This is a genomic window from Xanthomonas sp. 3307 (assembly GCF_014199735.1).
GTDB lineage: Bacteria > Pseudomonadota > Gammaproteobacteria > Xanthomonadales > Xanthomonadaceae > Xanthomonas_A > Xanthomonas_A rydalmerensis.
Map to the genome: position 1 here is coordinate 224,430 of NZ_JACHOG010000003.1, position 16,036 is coordinate 240,465.

General features: G+C 71.1%; 13 protein-coding genes. 5 read left to right on the forward strand and 8 right to left on the reverse strand.

Features of this window, described 5'->3' with window-relative positions; genetic code table 11:
* Positions 1 to 133: 133 nt before the first annotated feature.
* Positions 134 to 1,117, reverse strand: a complete 984-nt coding sequence (gene egtD / locus GGR64_RS09630) for an L-histidine N(alpha)-methyltransferase (RefSeq protein WP_184645473.1) — start codon at positions 1,115 to 1,117, stop codon at positions 134 to 136.
* Positions 1,114 to 2,403 carry an ergothioneine biosynthesis protein EgtB gene (gene egtB, locus GGR64_RS09635; protein ID WP_184645475.1) on the reverse strand — a complete coding sequence of 430 codons (1,290 nt, stop codon included), beginning with the start codon at positions 2,401 to 2,403 and terminating at the stop codon, positions 1,114 to 1,116. The genes egtD and egtB overlap by 4 nt, the downstream gene beginning before the upstream one ends.
* 70 nt (positions 2,404 to 2,473) lie before the next feature.
* Here egtB and GGR64_RS09640 point away from each other — a divergent pair, with 70 nt between their 5' ends.
* A complete protein-coding gene (locus GGR64_RS09640; RefSeq protein ID WP_184645476.1) occupies positions 2,474 to 3,682 on the forward strand; it encodes an aminotransferase class V-fold PLP-dependent enzyme in 1,209 nt (402 codons plus the stop codon).
* A 174-nt stretch (positions 3,683 to 3,856) separates the two neighbouring features.
* Here GGR64_RS09640 and GGR64_RS09645 read toward each other — a convergent pair whose 3' ends face one another.
* The 4 genes from GGR64_RS09645 to GGR64_RS09660 all read right to left on the reverse strand — a co-directional run bounded on the left by GGR64_RS09645 (position 3,857) and on the right by GGR64_RS09660 (position 8,286).
* Entirely contained in the window at positions 3,857 to 5,323 is a 1,467-nt protein-coding gene (locus GGR64_RS09645) for a glycine betaine ABC transporter substrate-binding protein (protein ID WP_184645881.1), read from the reverse strand.
* 32 nt (positions 5,324 to 5,355) lie between these two features.
* Complete coding sequence (locus GGR64_RS09650) at positions 5,356 to 6,093, reverse strand: ATP-binding cassette domain-containing protein (RefSeq protein ID WP_184645478.1); 738 nt, start codon at positions 6,091 to 6,093, stop codon at positions 5,356 to 5,358.
* A 44-nt stretch (positions 6,094 to 6,137) separates the two neighbouring features.
* The gene (locus GGR64_RS09655) at positions 6,138 to 7,088 is read right to left on the reverse strand and encodes a hypothetical protein (RefSeq protein ID WP_184645480.1); all 951 of its coding nucleotides are present in this window, start codon (positions 7,086 to 7,088) and stop codon (positions 6,138 to 6,140) included.
* Between the two features lie 322 nt (positions 7,089 to 7,410).
* Positions 7,411 to 8,286, reverse strand: a complete 876-nt coding sequence (locus tag GGR64_RS09660; protein WP_160970943.1) for an outer membrane protein assembly factor BamD — start codon at positions 8,284 to 8,286, stop codon at positions 7,411 to 7,413.
* Positions 8,287 to 8,402: 116 nt separating this feature from the next.
* On the opposite strand from GGR64_RS09660, the gene rluD reads away from it, so the two are divergent.
* From rluD to GGR64_RS09680, 4 genes are all read left to right on the forward strand, one after another.
* A complete protein-coding gene (gene rluD / locus GGR64_RS09665; RefSeq protein ID WP_184645482.1) occupies positions 8,403 to 9,410 on the forward strand; it encodes a 23S rRNA pseudouridine(1911/1915/1917) synthase RluD in 1,008 nt (335 codons plus the stop codon).
* A gap of 112 nt (positions 9,411 to 9,522) precedes the next feature.
* The gene (gene pgeF / locus GGR64_RS09670; RefSeq protein ID WP_184446994.1) at positions 9,523 to 10,296 is read left to right on the forward strand and encodes a peptidoglycan editing factor PgeF; all 774 of its coding nucleotides are present in this window, start codon (positions 9,523 to 9,525) and stop codon (positions 10,294 to 10,296) included.
* Positions 10,281 to 10,823, forward strand: coding sequence for a DUF4166 domain-containing protein (locus GGR64_RS09675; protein ID WP_184645484.1), 543 nt, complete (start codon positions 10,281 to 10,283; stop codon positions 10,821 to 10,823). The genes pgeF and GGR64_RS09675 overlap by 16 nt, the downstream gene beginning before the upstream one ends.
* Positions 10,810 to 11,253 (forward strand): thiol-disulfide oxidoreductase DCC family protein, encoded by a 444-nt coding sequence (locus tag GGR64_RS09680; RefSeq protein ID WP_184645486.1) that lies wholly within the window; start codon positions 10,810 to 10,812, stop codon positions 11,251 to 11,253. The genes GGR64_RS09675 and GGR64_RS09680 overlap by 14 nt, the downstream gene beginning before the upstream one ends.
* Before the next feature lie 19 nt (positions 11,254 to 11,272).
* On the opposite strand, the gene GGR64_RS09685 is transcribed toward GGR64_RS09680, so the two are convergent.
* Together GGR64_RS09685 and GGR64_RS09690 are read right to left on the reverse strand one after the other, a co-directional pair.
* Entirely contained in the window at positions 11,273 to 13,129 is a 1,857-nt protein-coding gene (locus GGR64_RS09685) for a methyl-accepting chemotaxis protein (RefSeq protein WP_184645488.1), read from the reverse strand.
* Between the two features lie 309 nt (positions 13,130 to 13,438).
* Positions 13,439 to 15,871, reverse strand: coding sequence for a membrane-bound PQQ-dependent dehydrogenase, glucose/quinate/shikimate family (locus GGR64_RS09690; protein WP_184645883.1), 2,433 nt, complete (start codon positions 15,869 to 15,871; stop codon positions 13,439 to 13,441).
* Positions 15,872 to 16,036: the final 165 nt, after the last annotated feature.

The window sequence follows — 16,036 nt, forward strand, 5'->3', positions numbered from 1 at the left end:
CCGCGACGCAGTCGATTGGAAAGCGTCGCGGCTGAAGCCGCTCCTACGAGGGATGTCGTTGACAGGAGGCTGCCGCCGCGCGCGCCGCGCTCGCTTTTGCGACTTCCCAATCCCGACTCCCCAATCCCCACCCTCAGACCACCTGCAGCAGTCGCAACCCAAACGCATCGTCCTGCGCATTCCAGCCGTGGCTGACGCGCAGGCCGGCATCGGCGGCCATCGCCGCGAAGCTCTGGTCGGTGTACTTGTGGCTGTACTCGACCTGCATCGCCTCGCCTTCGGCGAAATCGAAGCGCTGCCCGGCCACGGTCACCTGCTGTGCGCACTGGCTGACCAGGAAGGTCTCGATACGTTCGCGCGCTTCCGAGTACACAGCACGATGGCGGAACTGCGCCAGGTCGAAGTCGCTGCCGATCTCGCGGTTGAGGCGGCGCAGCAGGTTCAGGGTGAACGTGGCGGTGACGCCGGCGGCATCGTTGTAGGCCGCCTCCAGCAATGCGGTGTCTTTGACCAGGTCGATGCCGATCAGCGCACAGCCGTCCGCGCCCATGGTCTGGCGCATCGAGCGCAGCAGGGCGATGCCGTTCTCGCGGGTGAAGTTGCCCAGGGTCGAGCCGGGGAAGAACACCAGGGTACGGCGCGCCCCGCGCTGCGGCGCCGGCAGCGCCACCGGCGCGGTGAAGTCGGCGCACACCGGCAGCATCTGGATGTGCGGGAAGCGCTCGGCCAGCCGCGTGGTGCTGGACATCAGCATGTCGCGGGAAATTTCGATGGGCGTGTAGGCCACCGGCATGCGCAGGCCGTCCAGCAGCAACTGGGTCTTGCGGCCGCTGCCGCTGCCCAGCTCCACCACATGCGCGCCGGTGCCCACCGCCTGCGCGATCGACGGCATCCGCGCTTCCAGCAGATCCAGCTCGGTGCGGGTCAGGTAGTACTCGGGCTGGCGGGTGATCGCCTCGAACAGGCGCGAACCCTCGGCGTCGTAGAAATACTTGGACGGCAGCTGCTTGGGACTGCATGACAGGCCGGCGATCGCATCGGCGGTGATGTCGTCCGCTTGCGGATGCAGGTCGGTCAGGGCGGCTTCGGTCAGGGCACGGGCGGTTGCGGCATTCATGCGGAATCCTTGGCCAGGCGCACGCCGGCGAACTGCCACCGCGCATCGGAGGGGAAAAAGTTGCGGTAGCTGGCGCGGATGTGATCGTGCGGCGTGGCACAACTGCCGCCGCGCAACACCCACTGCGCGTTCATGAACTTGCCGTTGTATTCGCCCAGCGTGCCCGACCATGGACGGAAGCCGGGGTAGGGTAGGTAGGCGCTGCCGGTCCATTCCCAGACATCGCCGAACAACTGCTGCAGGCCGGTATCGGCCGGCGCCGCCGGCTGCGGGTGCAGCGCATCGCTCTCGACGAAGTTGCCGGCGATGGCGACGCCGGTGGCGGCCTGTTCCCACTCCGCCTCGGTCGGCAGGCGCGCGCCGGCCCAGCGCGCGAAGGCGTCGGCCTCGAACAGGCTGAGATGGCACACCGGCGCATGCGGATCGCGTTCGCGCCAGCCGCCGAGGGTGAATTCGCGCACGCCATCGGCATGCCAGTACAGCGGGCGCTGCCAGTCCTCGGCGCAACGCTGCGCCCAGCCGTCGCTGAGCCACAGTCCGACCGTGCGATAGCCGCCATCGGCGATGAACTCGGCGTATTCGGCATTGCTCACCGGGCGGCTGGCCAGCGCGTGTGCCGGCACCAGCACGCGATGCCGCGGCGATTCGTTGTCGTAGGCGAAGGTCGTCTGCGCCGGCCAGGCGGCAGCCCCGATCTCGCTGATCTGTTCGTCGCGCTGCAGCCAGCGCAGCGGCGACACCGGCGCGTGCTGTGTCGCCAGGTCCGCGCGATACGCCGGACCCAGCGGATTGCGCCAGAACGCGTGCTTGATGTCGGTGAGCAGCAGTTCCTGGTGTTGCTGTTCGTGCTGCAGGCCCAGTTCCAGGATCTGCAGGGTCTGCGGCGCCAGGGTGCCGGCCTGCAACTGCGCCAGCACGCGGGTATCGATCTCGCTGCGATAGTCCAGCACCTGCGCCAGCGACGGCCGCGACAGCAGGCCGCGATGCGGCCGCGCATGCGCCGGGCCGATGCTCTGATAGTAGCTGTTGAACAGATAGTCCCACTGCGGATCGTGCGCGCGGTACGCCGGATCGGCGCCGAGCACGAAACGCTCGAAGAACCAGGTGGTGTGCGCCAGATGCCATTTGGCCGGGCTGGCGTCGTCCATGCTCTGCACCATCGCGTCTTCTTCGCTCAACGGCGCGGCGAGCTGACGGCTGCGCGCACGCACGCGACGCAGGCGGTCCGCCAGTGTCGCGACGGATGCGATGGACGAGGGCGGTGACGCCGGAGAGATCGCTTGCATCGATGCAGTCTTAGCGCTACGGCGTGAACGGACCGTCACGCGTCGCGGACCACGGCGTTACCCTAGACACATGTCTACGACCGCCTCGCGCCCTGCTGCCAGTCCGGCTTCTGCGGAAGAGCTGGTCGACCTCGATGCCGCGGCGGAGGCGTTCGCGCTGCCGGCCGGCGTGCGCTACCTGGACACCGCCAGCAAGGGACCGCGGCTGCACCGGGCGCTGGCCGCGGGGCAGGCGGCGCTGGCTGATTCGATTGCGCCGTGGACGCTGTCCTTCGATGCCTGGCGCGCGCAGATCGAAGACCTGCGCACGCTGGCCGCGGCCACGGTGTTCTCGGGCGACAGCGAGGGCGTGGCGATGGTGCCGTCGGCCGCGTACGGCCTGGCCATTGCGGCGCGACAGGTGCCGCTGGCGCCCGGCGACGCGGTACTGCTGCTCGATGGCCAGTTCCCATCGAATTTGCTGGCGTGGCAGCAACGCTGCGCCGAGAGCGGCGCATCCCTGGCGGTGGTGCGGCGCGCGCCTGGGCAGGACTGGACCGCAGCGGTGCTGGCGACGCTGGACGCCCAGCCGCGCGTCCGCGTGGCGACCCTGCCCAACGCCTACTGGCGCGACGGCAGCCTGCTGGATCTGGACCGGATCGCGCCGCGTGTGCATGCGGCCGGCGCGATGCTGGTGCTGGACCTGAGCCAGAGCCTGGGCGTGCTGCCGGTGCGGCTGGATGCCTGGCGGCCGGATTTCGTGGTCTCGGTCGGGCACAAATGGCTGCTCGGACCGATGGGGCTGGCGTGGCTGTGGGCCTCGCCGCACTGGCGCGCGCATGGCGTTCCGTTCGAGCAGCACTGGCAGGCGCGCGATCCGGGCGGCGACTGGCAGTTTCCGGCCGAAGCGCCGCCGCCGTACCACAGCGGCGCGCGTCGCTTCGATGCCGGCGGGGTCGCCGATCCGCTGCGTCTGGCGATGGCCAGTGCCGCGCTGCAGCAGGTACAGCAGTGGCAGCCGGCGCGCATCGCGCAGCGGCTCGGCGACCTTGGTGGGGCCTTCGACGCGGAATTGCAGGCGCTGGGCGCGGGCGACTGGGCCGTGCCTGGGCACGCGCCGCACCTGTACGCGCTGCGTCCACCGGCGTCGGCGCTGCCGGCGCTGCTGCCCTGGTTGCAGCAGGCGCACGTCATCTGCACGCATCGCCATGGTGCCCTGCGCATCGCGCCGTACCTGCAGCTGACGCCGGAGGCGATGCGTGGCCTGGCGCAGGAGATGGTGGCTGCGGCGCGTGGGTGAAAGCATTGCGTGCGATCGCTCTTCGATGGAGAAGGCTGCCGACTGACGGTTCGGATCGTCGATCACGTCGATTGCATGGCTTCAGCCGCGACCCATTGCCGGGTGATGCGTTCGCGCGGATGCCGGCTGCCAACGGCCGGTCGCATATCCGACTCTAAAGGCGTGGCACGTAATTCACCGCCGCGCCGCCAGGCGCAACCCGCGCGGGGTCAGCACCCGCTCCAGCAGCTCGAACAGGCCCTGTACCAGCAGCGCCAGCAGCGCGGCCGGCACCGCGCCTTCCAGGATCAGGCCGAGATCGTCCAGGCGGATGCCGGTGAGGATCGGCTGGCCGTAGCCACCGGCGCCGATCAGCGCGCCCAGGGTCGCGGTACCGACGTTGATCACCGCCGCGGTCTTGATGCCGGCGAGGATGGTGCGCAGCGCCAGCGGCAGTTCGATCCGCCACAGCCGGGTGCCCGGCGGCAGGCCGAGCGCGGCGGCGGTCTCGCGCAGTTCGCGGGCGATACCGGTGATGCCGGCATGGGTGTTGCGCACGATCGGCAGCAGGCTGTACAGGAACAGCGCGGCGATCGCCGGTTTGGCGCCGATGCCGAACAGCGGGATCATGAACACGAACACCGCCAGCGACGGCAGCGTCTGCAGCACGCCGGTCAGGGCCAGCACCGCCTGGCCGAGCCGTGGTCGGCGTGCCGCCAGAATACCCAGCGGCAGCGCCACCAGCAGGGCCAGGCCCAGCGACAGCCCGACCAGCGCCAGGTGCTCGCGGGTGCGTTGCAGCAGCCGCTGCAGGCGTCCGTCCTGGGCCGGCGCGGCGATGCCCAACCAGTGCGCGGCGATGGCGCTTTCGGCGCGCTTGTCGAGCTTGGCCTCGGCGTTGAGGCGCTGCATGGTCGCCGCGTCGATGCGTCCGCCCAGTCCCTGCAGCGCCTGCACGAAGCGCGGCGCGCGCTGCGCCAGGTCGGCGCGATACAGGAACACTGCGGCGTAGCGCGGGAAGTAATGCTTGTCGTCCTGCAGCACCAGCAGGCCGTGCGCCGGAATCTCGGCATCGGTGCTGTACAGGTCGGTGAGGTCGATCGCGCCGCTGTCGAGCGCGCGGTAGGCGAGGTCGTGGTCCAGGCCGGTGGGGGTCTGCGGCAGGCGGTAGGCGTCGCGCACGCCGGGCCAGCCGTCGGCACGCGAGACGAATTCGCTGCTCAGCCCGAATTTGAGCGTCGGATGTGCGGCGAGGTCGGACAGGCGTGCGATGCCCAGCGCCTGCGCGCGTTGCCGGCGCATGCCGAACGCATAGGTGTTGTCGAAGCCCAGCGGCGCGCTCATCGCCAGGCCGCGCTGCGCCAGCGCCTTGCGCAGCGCGGCGTCGTCGGCGCCAGGCATCTGCAGCAGCTCGGCGGCCAGGGTGCCGGTGTACTCGGCGTAGGCGTCGATCGAGCCCTGCTCCAGCGCACGCCAGAGGATGCGGGTGCCGCCGAGTTGGCGCCGGTGCTCGACCTCGACGCCGGCCTGGCGCCCGGCGCCGGCGGCGATCTCGCCCAGCACCACCGCTTCGGTGAAGTTCTTCGAGCCGACCACCACCTTGGCGTCGGCGGCCGCGGCCGGCGCGCCCAGCAGGTTGGCCAGGCCGCCCAGGGCGACCAGCGCGATCGCGCGCCAGCGCGCGCCCGGCGACGTCACCGCGCATCCTCCAGGGTGCGCTGCGCCTGCAGGAACTGGCCGACGAACGGATCGGCCGGCGCTTCCAGCAAGGTGCGTGCGCTGCCTTCCTGCAACACGCGGCCGCCGCGCATCAGCACCAGGGTATCGCCCAGGTAGGCGGCCTCGGCGACGTCGTGGGTCACCAGCACCACGGTCTTGCCGAGCAGCGCGAACAGCTCGCGCATCTGCGTCTGCAGCTCGTGGCGCACGATCGGGTCGAGCGCGCCCAGCGGTTCGTCCAGCAGCAGCACCGGCGGGTCCAGCAACAGCGCGCGGATCAGCCCCACGCGCTGGCGCTGGCCGCCGGACAGCTCGGCCGGGTAGCGCGCCAGCAGCGCTTCCGGCAGGCGGCACAATTCGGCCAGCTCGTGCAGGCGCGCCTCGATGCGCGGCCCTGTCCAGCCCAGCGTGCGGGCCAGCAAGGCGGCGTTGTCGCGCGCGCTCAGGTGCGGGAACAGGCCGCCTTCCTGGATCACGTAGCCGATGCGCCGGCGCTGCGCCAGCAGAGTGGCGCGGCGCAGCGGTTCGCCCTGGAAGCGCACTTCGCCGGCGTCCGGCCATTCCAGCCCCAGCAGCAGGCGCAGCACGCTGGACTTGCCGGCGCCGCTGGGGCCGATCAACGCGGTGGTGCGGCCCGGGGCGATGCGCAGATCGACCCGGTCCAGTGCCAGCGTGTTGCCGTAGCGGCGGGTGACCCGATGCAGTTCGAACATCGCCGCAGCATAGCCGCAGGAGGCGACCACGCCGCGCGAAGACGTCAGCGGGCGGCGTCGGTCAGCAGGTCCAACGTCGGTTTCGGCCGGCTCAGGTCGTACATCAGGCCGAAATGGGCTTCCGCGACCTGCTGGTCCGGCTGGTCGAGCAATTCGTAGAGATTGACCTCGGCGACCACGTCGGCGTAATCGCTGCGCAGTGTCTGCAGGAGGTCCGCCACGCTGTCGTAGCAGGCGCCGTCGCCGGGATGGCCGCCATCGGTGTTGCCGGTGTACACCTCGGCGCAGTTGAGTTCGTTGACGTACACCTTGGTGCCGTACTTCTGCGCGGCGGCGCGCAGTTGTCCGAGATACAGGTCCATCCAGTAGCCGCGTTCCCCGTGGAAGGCGTAGTAGTGGAAGCTGATGCGGTCGAAGTCGAAGCCGGCCGCCTTGGCCTGGTCCAGGAACCACAGCGAGCCGTTGCGGTCGCCGGGGCAGCGCGCGTTGGCCGAGTGATCGTCGCTGTTGCAGGCGGTGATGTTGATGGTGAACTGCAGGCCGGCGCCGAGTTCGTCGGATGCCTGCTTCATGCCGCGGTACATCGTGGTCATCGCCGCGATCCGCGCCGGGGCGGCGGCACGGTCCAGATCCTGCTCGTTGCCGATCTCCCAGACCTTGATGTCGTTGGCGTAGCGGCGCGCCAGCGCGTAGCCGATCTCGCGCGACATCGGATACACCATCGGCCGCAGCGCGATGTTGTACTTGCGCGAGAGCTGCACCAACTGGTCGAGCACGGTGAAGTTGCGCGGGTCCACGTCGAACCGGTAGCTGCGCAGGTTGCGCTGGTCGAGCAGGCGGAACACCGCCTCGCTCTGGCTGAGCGGATAGGCCTGGCGGCCGTCGTGGCCGTTGACCCCGTACACGATGGCCGGTGCCGCGGCGGCCGGAAGGGCGGCAGAGGCGAGAACGGCGGCGAACAACCACAGCAGCGGGCGCAGGATGGGCATGGGCATGGGTCCCAGCGGATCGGCACGGAGGAGGCGTGGAGGCAGCCTAGCAAGCGCGGCCGGCGGCGTCGGCACCAATTCCCGGGACTGCGGTGCGGGTCGCACTCCGCAGTGCCTGGTCTGGAAGCGCGCGCACGGCTGTGCGCCCTGTGGCCAGGGCAGCCCTGCTGCGTAGGCACCGGCCTCTGTGCGCCCTGGCGCGTCGCCACAGTCTTCCCCGGCGGCCGAACACACGCGCCGACCAGTCGGCAGAGGTCCAATCGGCAGCCCTCAAACGCGACAGGGGCCTTGCGGCCCCTGTCGGTGTGCGTGTTGCCGGCGCGGTGGATCAGCGCTGCATCTGCGAGTTGGACTGTCCGGTGGCGGCGGACTTCTCGCCGGCGAACGGGTTGAGCTTGCGGATCATCCACGGGTACTTCGGCCAGTTGCCGGTCAGCCACGGATGCTGCGGGTCGTTGAGCTCGAGCACGCGGCGCGCGTCGGCGGCCAGGGTCTTGTTGCCCAGGTGGGTGTAGGCATCGGCCAGCACCGCCACCGCGTCGTACTGGTACGCGCTCTGCGGGTAGGTCTCCAGCAGGTAGGTGGCGCGCGAGGCGGCCGACACCCAGGCGTCGCGGCGCAGGTAGTACAGCGCGTTGTCCAGCTCGTGCTGGGCGAACACGTTGCGCAGGGCGATCATGCGCTCGCGCGCATCGGCGGCGTAGCGGCTGTTCGGGTAGCGCTCGGCGACGGTGTTGAAGTCGGCATAGGCCTGCTGCGGGGTGGACAGGTCGCGGCGGCTGGCATCCAGCGACCACACCCGGCGCAGGAACACCGTGTCGCGGTTGGAGTTGGACAACCCGCGCAGGTAGTACATGTAGGCGATGTTGCGCTGGGTCGGGTAGGTGCGGATGAAGCGGTCGATGGTGGACACCGCGTCGTCGTGCTTGCCGGCCTTGTACTGGGCGTAGGCGCTCTCGATCATCGCCTGCTCGGTGTAGTTGCCGTACGGGTACTGCGCGATCAGCCGCTTGAAGCTGCTCTCGGCGCCGGCCCAGTTGCCGCTCTCCATCTGCGCATGCGCCTTCTGGTAGAGCTGCTCCACCGGCATCCCCTCTTCGGGGTTCTTCTTCTGACGGTGGCAACCCGTCGCCACGACCAGCGTGACCAGCAGCAGGGCGATGAAACGGACGTGCGCGGACAGCGGGACGGAGCGTCGGATCATGGGTTCGGGCGCGGCAGGGCAGGAATACGAAGGGGCGATGATAGCCTAGTGGCCTGTCCTGCGACTGACTATGGCCGCCGCGACCCCCTTTTTCCGACCCAAGCCGTGCCTCTGCCATGCCCCATACCCCCCCGGATCTCCCCGAGGACGCCGTCAGCGACGGCCCGCGCCAGGCGCGCGTCCCCGATCACGCCGCCGGCCGCCGCTTCGACGCGGTGCTGGCCGAAATGTTCCCCGAATACTCGCGCTCGCGCCTGGCCGAGTGGATCAAATCCGGCGACGCCCTGCTGGACGGCGCCCCGGCGCGGCCGCGCGATGCGCTGCGCGGCGGCGAGATCGCCAGCCTGCACGCGGTGCTGGACACCCAGACCCACGCCCTGCCCGAGGACATCCCGCTGGAGGTGCTGTACGAGGACGACCAGGTCATCGTGCTGAACAAGCCGGCCGGGCTGGTGGTGCATCCGGGCGCCGGCAACCCCAGCGGCACCCTGGTCAACGCCTTGCTGTACCGCGATCCGGGGCTGTCGGCGCTGCCGCGCGCCGGCATCGTGCACCGCCTGGACAAGGACACCAGCGGCGCCATGGTGGTGGCGCGGACCCTGCAGGCGCACACCTCGCTGGTGGCGCAGCTGTCCGCGCGCGATGTGCACCGGCAATACCTGGCGGTGGTGGTCGGGGCGCTGGTCTCCGGCGGCACCGCCAACGCGCCGATCGACCGCCATCCGCGCGACCGCCTGCGCATGGCGGTGCGCGAGGACGGCCGCGACGCGGTCACCCACTACCGGCTGCGCGAGCGCTTCCGTGCCCACACGGCCCTGGAATGCCGCCTGGAGACCGGCCGCACCCACCAGATCCGCGTGCACATGGCGCACCTGAAGCACCCCATCGTCGGCGACCCGCTGTACGGCGGCCCGTTGAAGCTGCCCAAGGGCGCCAGCGAGGAGCTGATCGGCGAGCTGCGCGGCTTCAAGCGCCAAGCACTGCATGCCGAGACCCTGGAGTTCAAGCATCCGTCGAGCGGCGAGCCGGTGCGCGCCACCGCGGCGGTGCCGGCCGACCTGCAGCAGTTGATGGCCTCCTTGCGTGCGGATGTGCAGGCGGCCGCCGAGCGGACGCGGCGCTGAGCATGGCCAGGTCGCCCGTCTCCCGTGCCCTGCTGGCCTGCGGTCCGGCCCTGGCGCATGGACGGCCGGTCCGCGGCGACGCGGCAGCCGCTGCCGGCCGAGCGTGCCGCCGATGACCGACTTCGCCCTGCACGCCGACTGGCCGGCCCCGCCGCGCGTACGCGCCCTGACCACGCTGCGCCACGGCGCCGGCGTCTCGCGGCCGCCGTTCGACCATTTCAATCTTGGCAACCGCAGCGCCGCCGACGGCGACGACCCGGCCACGGTGCAGCGCAACCGCGACGAGCTGGCGGATCGGCTGACGCTGCCGACGCCGCCGCATTGGCTGCGCCAGGTGCACGGCGTGCAGGTGCTGCGCTTCGACGGGCCGCCGCATGGTACCGGCATCGACGCCGAGCCGACCGCCGATGCAGCAGTCACCGCCGAAGCGGGCGTGGTGCTGGCGATCCTGACCGCCGACTGCCTGCCGGTGGTGTTCGCTGCGCGCGATGGCAGCGAGGTCGGTGCCGCGCACGCCGGCTGGCAGGGGCTGGCCGGCGGCGTGCTGGAGGCCACCGTGGCCGCGCTGCGCACGCCGGCGGCACACCTGCAGGCCTGGCTGGGCCCGGCGGCCGGACCGCAGCATTACGAGATCGGCAGCGAGGTGCGCGAGGCGTTCCTGCGCCACGATCCGGCTGCCGCCGCGGCGTTCGTGGACACCCGGCCCGGACACTGGCGGGTGGACCTGTACGCGCTGGCGCGGCAGCGCCTGGTCGCGGCCGGCATGGCGCCGGAGCAGATCCACGGCGGCGGCCTGTGCACCATCGCCGATGCGCAGCGCTTCTACTCCTATCGGCGCGACCGCCGCAGCGGGCGCATGGCGACCCTGGCGTGGATCGCGCCCTGACCCCGCCGTTGTTCGCGCAGCTGCTGGGGCCGGCGTTCGCGCAATTGCCGCCGGTGCTGCGCGCGCTGCACACCCCGTCGTCGCAGTCGCGCTATGTCGGTCAGGCCGTGGTGCAGCGCGGCCAGCATCCGTTGCTGCCGCTGTGCGCGTGGCTGGTACGGCTGCCGCGCACCGGGCCGGCGACGCCGGTGGAGGTGGTGTTCCGCGCCGATGCGCACGGCGAGCGCTGGGAGCGCCGCTTCGGCACGCATGCCATGCCCTCGCGGCTGTGGTTGCACCGTGGCCGCCTGCGCGAGCGCCTGGGTGCCGTGGTCTTCGAATTCGCGCTGCGGATCGAGGGCGCCGGCATCGAATGGCGCGCGGCGCGGGCCTGGGCCTTCGGCGTGCTGCCGCTGCCACGGCGCTGGCTGGCCGGCGTGCACTGCCGCGAAGACCAGCGCGACGGCCGCTATGCGTTCGTGATCGCGGTGACCCTGCCGTGGATCGGGCCGTTCATCCGCTACGAGGGCTGGCTTGCGCCGGCCTGAGCCGCCGCCGGTCGCGACGCCCACGGCGCCGGAGGACGCGGCCATCGTCGTATTCGACGGGGTGTGTGCGCTGTGCAGCCGCTGGGTGCGGTTCCTGCTGCACCATGACCGCCGCGGTCGTTACCGCTTTGCGGCGATGCAGTCGCCGCGCGGCAGCGCCTTGTTGCGCGAACACGGGCTGGATCCGGCCGATCCGCTGTCGTTCCTGCTGCTGACCCGGCATGGCGCATTGACCGATTCGGACGCGGCGATCGCGGTGATCGCCGGGCTCGGTGGAGTGTGGCGCAGCGTCGCGGTGCTGCGCCTGCTGCCGCGGCGCTGGCGCGATGCCGGCTATCGGGTGCTGGCGCGCAACCGCCATCGCTGGTTCGGCACCAGCGCGCAGTGTTTCCTGCCGGAGCCGGCGCAGCGGTCGCGGTTTCTGGACTGAGCGCGGCGCGCCGCCCGGCTCAGCCGCTGCCGCGCGCGAACGGCACCACCTTGCCGTCGGTACCGCCGGCGCGGCCGCTGTCGAGGCGGAACACGCCGACCGCGGCGGCCAGGCCGCCAGCCTGTTCCTCCATGCTGCGCGCGGCGGCGGTGGCTTCCTCGACCAGGGCGGCATTGCGCTGGGTCACTTCGTCCAGCTGCGCCACGGTGCGGTTGACCTGTTCGATGCCGCTGGACTGCTCGCCGCTGGCGGCGCTGATCTCGCCGATCAGGCCGGTCACGCGCTGCACCGAGCCGACGATCTCGTGCATGGTGGCGCCGGCGCGGTTGACCAGCGCCGCGCCTTCGCCGACGGTGCGCGTCGATGCCTCGATCAGGTCCTTGATCTCCTTGGCCGCATCGGCCGAGCGCTGCGCCAGCGAGCGCACTTCCGCGGCGACCACGGCGAAGCCGCGGCCCTGTTCGCCGGCGCGCGCCGCCTCCACCGCGGCGTTGAGCGCCAGGATGTTGGTCTGGAAGGCGATCCCGTCGATCACGCCGATGATCTCGCCGATGCGCTGCGAGGAGGCGCTGATCGCGCGCATCGTCGCCACCACCTCGTCCATCACCTGGCCGCCGGAACGGGCGACCTCGCCGGTGTTCTGCACCAGGCCGTTGGCCTGCTGCGCGTTGTCGGCGTTCTGCTTCACCGCCGAGGTCAGTTCCTCCATCGAACTGGCGGTCTCTTCCAGGCTCGCCGCCTGCTGTTCGGTGCGATCGGACAGGTCGGTGTTGCCCGCGGCGATCTCGGAGGCGGCGCGGCGGATGGTCTCGGCCGCGTCCTGGATGCCGACGATGATCTCGGTGAGCTTGGCGACGGTGCGGTTGGTGTCATCGCGCAACCGTGCGAACACGCCCTGCGCCTGGCCGTCGACGCGGTGGGTGAGGTCGCCCTCGGCCAGCGCCGTCAGCGCCCCGGCCAGTTCCGCCAGGTTGCGCTCCACCGCGTCGGCGATCCGGTTGACGCCTTCGGCCAGCGACTTGAGCACCCCGTCCATCGCCGCAGTGTCGATGCGCTGGCTGAAATCGCCACGCGCGGCGGCCTCGATCACCGTCGCCAGCGCCTGTTCGGCGGCGACCTGTGCGGTCACTTCCTCCCATTGCGCGATGGTGCCCAGGCGGCGGCCGTCGGCGCCGTTGATCGGGCTGTACACGAAATCGATCTGGCGGCCGAAGAACGGCGCACGTACGCGCTTGGAGCCGGTCAGCGCGCGCATGCGGTCGATCGCCGCCTGGCTGTCCGGGTAGATGTCGCCGATGCTGCCGCCGACGAACTGTTCGGCACGAAATTCCGGGCGGAAGCGCTGCACGTCCGGCTCGATGGTGCGCAGCATCTGCAGCAGCTTGCGGTTGGCGAAATGCACGCGGCCATCGTCGTCGGCGATGCGCACCATGGTGTCGAGATCGTCCAGCGCCTGGATGACGAAGCGGCCATGCTGCAGTTCCGCTTCGGTCTGCGCCTGGCGCGCGGCCAGCGCCTGCTGCGCGTGCTGCACCGCGCGCAACAGCGCCACCTCGGCGGCGTCGCCGGTCAGGTCCACACGCTGCTCGAAGCGGCCTTCGCCGAGCGCCTGCAGCGCCTGCGTGGCCCGCTCCAGCGAGCGCGGCGCGCTGCGTCTGCCGGCCCAGGCCAGCGTCGCCGCCACGGCTGCGGCACCCAGCAGTGCTGGTAGCAAGCGCGGCAGCGCCGATCCGGTCGGCCCGGCGGTGCGGCCGACATGCACGGCATAGCCGGCCAGCGCCAGCAGCACCAGCACATGGGCGAGGGCGAGCAGCGCCGAATGCGGGCGCAGCCAGGAAGGGGAGGTCGGGCGGAGAGCGGCAGATGGCGAGGGCATGGTGTGCACCGGTTGGGAAACAACGGGCAACGCCGCGGGGCGACGCGATCTCGCGGGGGGTACACCCAGTATCGGCGCATCGCCAGGCGTGCTTGATCGCAGGCGCCTGCCGTTCGTCGGAAACTTCACATGGCCTGGACACCCGTCGCCCGCTGGGCAAGGTACGTGCTGCGCTGCAGCAGGATGGGCGTCGCGGGCGGACGTGCGGTCGGCCAGGCGAGCGTGCCGGCCCGGCCATGGCCGGGCAGGCCGTCATCGCCACCGGCCGCATCTGCGCGGCCGGTGGCGGGGTGGTACGGGGCGGGCTGCTTACTTCGCCGGCGTCGCTGCGTCGGGCAGGGTCCAGGCGATCACGCTGTCGCCGGCCTTGGTGTCCATGCGGTCGTGGCCGCCGATCGCGGCGACGATGTACTGCTTGCCATCGACCGTGTAGCTCAGCGGCGCGGCCTGCGGACCGGCCGGCACGCGCACCTCCCACAGCAGCTTGCCGGTCTGGGTGTCGTAGCCGCGCAGGAAGTCGTCCAGCGCCGCGCCGATGAAGGTCACGCCGCCGGCGGTGGCTAGCGAGCCGCTGTTGTTGGGCGTGCCGAGCTCGAACTTCATCTTCGACGGAATGCCCATCGGGCCCTGGTCGTAGCCGGTGCCCAGCGGACGCCGCCAGATCACCTGCTGGGTGCGCAGGTCCACGCCGGAGATATAGCCCCACGGCGGCGCCACGCACGGGGTGTTCAGCGGCGACATCCACGGCTCCTTGCGCGCGCCGTAGGGCAGGCCTTCCTGGGCCATGTAGCCCGGCGTCTTGCTCTTGCCGTTGAACACAGACACCACGCCCAGCGCCTGCATTTCCTGGCGCGGATACACGTGTTCGGTGTACGGCAGGCGATTGCTGTTCATCACCATGATGCCGCGCTGCAGGTCCACCGACACGCCGCCCCAGTTGATGCCGCCGTGGTTGCCGGTGAAGGCCAGCGAGCCGCCCAGGCTGGGCGGGGTGAACATGCCCTCGTAGCGCAGCCGCTTGAACTGGATGCGGCATACCAGTTGGTCAAACGGGGTGATGCCCCAGGCGTCGGATTCGACGAGGGTCTCGTAGTCCTTGCTCGGCGCGCCCACGGTGTTGGGCATGCCCGGCGACACCGGCTGGGTCTTGGCGGTCCAGTCGCCGTGGTCGGTGCCCTGCGGCACCGGGAGCTGCTGCACCGGCATGATCGGCGCGCCGGTCTCGCGGTCGAGCACGAACACCTGGCCGGACTTGGTGGCCTGGATCACCGCCGGGCGGGTGCCGCCGCCGGGCACCGGGAAATCCACCAGGTTCGGCTGCGGGCCGATGTCGTAGTCCCACAGGTCGTGGTTGATGGTGCGGAAATGCCAGCGCTCCTTGCCGGTGGCCGCATCCAGCGCGACCAGCGAGGCGGTGTACTCCTCTTCCTGCGGCGTGCGCTGCTTGCCGAAGAAATCGCCGGAGGCGTTGCCGGTCGGCAGGTAGACCAGGCCCAACTGGTCGTCGGCGGCCATCAGCGACCACACGTTCGGGGTCGAGCGGGTGTAGGTCTGGCCGGCCGGCGGCGCCGCGTCGATCGCCGGATTGCCGAGGTCCCAGGCCCAGCGCAGCTGCCCGCTGATCGCGTCGAAAGCGCGTACCACGCCGGACGGCGCGTCGCGTTCCTGGCCGTCGCGGATCTGCCCGGTGGGCTGGATCACCACGCCGCGCATCACCACCGGCGGCGAGGTGGGGCCGACGAAGCCGGGCTTGGTGTTGCCGGTGTCCTTGTTCAGGTCGACGTAGCCGTGCGTGCCGAAGCTATCGCACAGCTTGCCGGTGAGTGCGTCGAGCGCGCCCAGGCGCCCGTCCACCATCGGCCAGAAGATGCGCTTGGCGCATTCGGCGACCGGGGTGGGCGCCTCGAAATAGGACACGCCGCGGCAGGTGGTGGCGGCGACGCCGGCCATCGCCTTCGGATTGGTCTGCGGATCGAAGCGCCAGCGCTCCTTGCCGGTGGTGGCCTCGACCGCGATCACCTTCTGCGTGGGCGTGCAGATGTAGACCAGGTCGCCGACCTTCAGCGGGGTGTTCTGGAACGCGTAGCCGAGCTTGGAACCGGCCGGCTTGAGGTCGCCGGTGTGGAATTCCCAGGCGACCTTCAGATCCTTGACGTTGTCCGGGGTGATCTGCGCGCCGGGGCTGTAGTGGTTGGACAGGTTGGACCCGGCATAGGCGGTCCAGTTGCCGGCGTCGTGGTTGCCGGCGACGTTGCCATCGGGGCTGTTCACCGTGGCGCGGCTGAAGGCGGCCTGCGGGCGCTGCGCGGCCAGGCTGGGATCGGCCAGTTCCACCGTGCGCGGGAACAGCAGCGGCGCGAACACCAGGGCCGCGCCCAGCACCGGCAGCACGCCGGCGACCACCAGATAGCCGATGCCGGAGACGGGCGCCAGACGCCAGCGTGCGACCTTCCAGAACGGCAACAGCAGCAGGCCGAGCACCGAGATCATCGCCAGGCGCGGGATCAGCGCCCAGCCGTCCAGGCCGACCTCGGCCAGGGCCCAGGCGATGGTCGCGGCCAGGGTCACGCCGAACAGCCACAGGCCGACGCGGCGGCCGAGCGCGAGCAGCAAGCCGGACACGGCGAGTGCCACGCCGGCGAGCAGGTAGTACCAGGAGCCGCCGACGGCGACGAGTTGCCCGCCCATGACGGCGAGCGCGACGCCGATCACGGCGATGAGGACGGCGTAGCCGGCGAACAGCCAGCGACCGGGTCCGTGTGGGGAGGAAGAAGCAGTCATGAGCGAAACATCCGACGAGGATCCCTGGCGCGTGGCGCGAATGGCGGCGGTGCAGGCGGATCGTGGGGGGAGAGGCGAGGGCGGGGCCGCGAGGACGGCGCGCATCGCAAGGCAGCGACCGCGCCG

Excerpts from the sequence above, each read along its gene's own strand:
- GGR64_RS09655 (WP_184645480.1), bottom strand. The coding sequence starts at position 7,088 with ATGCCCATGCCCATCCTGCGCCCGCTGCTGTGGTTGTTCGCCGCCGTT.
- egtB (WP_184645475.1), bottom strand. The coding sequence starts at position 2,403 with ATGCAAGCGATCTCTCCGGCGTCACCGCCCTCGTCCATCGCATCCGTC.
- GGR64_RS09685 (WP_184645488.1), bottom strand. The coding sequence starts at position 13,129 with ATGCCCTCGCCATCTGCCGCTCTCCGCCCGACCTCCCCTTCCTGGCTG.
- GGR64_RS09650 (WP_184645478.1), bottom strand. The coding sequence starts at position 6,093 with ATGTTCGAACTGCATCGGGTCACCCGCCGCTACGGCAACACGCTGGCA.
- egtD (WP_184645473.1), bottom strand. The coding sequence starts at position 1,117 with ATGAATGCCGCAACCGCCCGTGCCCTGACCGAAGCCGCCCTGACCGAC.
- rluD (WP_184645482.1), top strand. The coding sequence starts at position 8,403 with ATGCCCCATACCCCCCCGGATCTCCCCGAGGACGCCGTCAGCGACGGC.
- pgeF (WP_184446994.1), top strand. The coding sequence starts at position 9,523 with ATGACCGACTTCGCCCTGCACGCCGACTGGCCGGCCCCGCCGCGCGTA.
- GGR64_RS09660 (WP_160970943.1), bottom strand. The coding sequence starts at position 8,286 with ATGATCCGACGCTCCGTCCCGCTGTCCGCGCACGTCCGTTTCATCGCC.
- GGR64_RS09640 (WP_184645476.1), top strand. The coding sequence starts at position 2,474 with ATGTCTACGACCGCCTCGCGCCCTGCTGCCAGTCCGGCTTCTGCGGAA.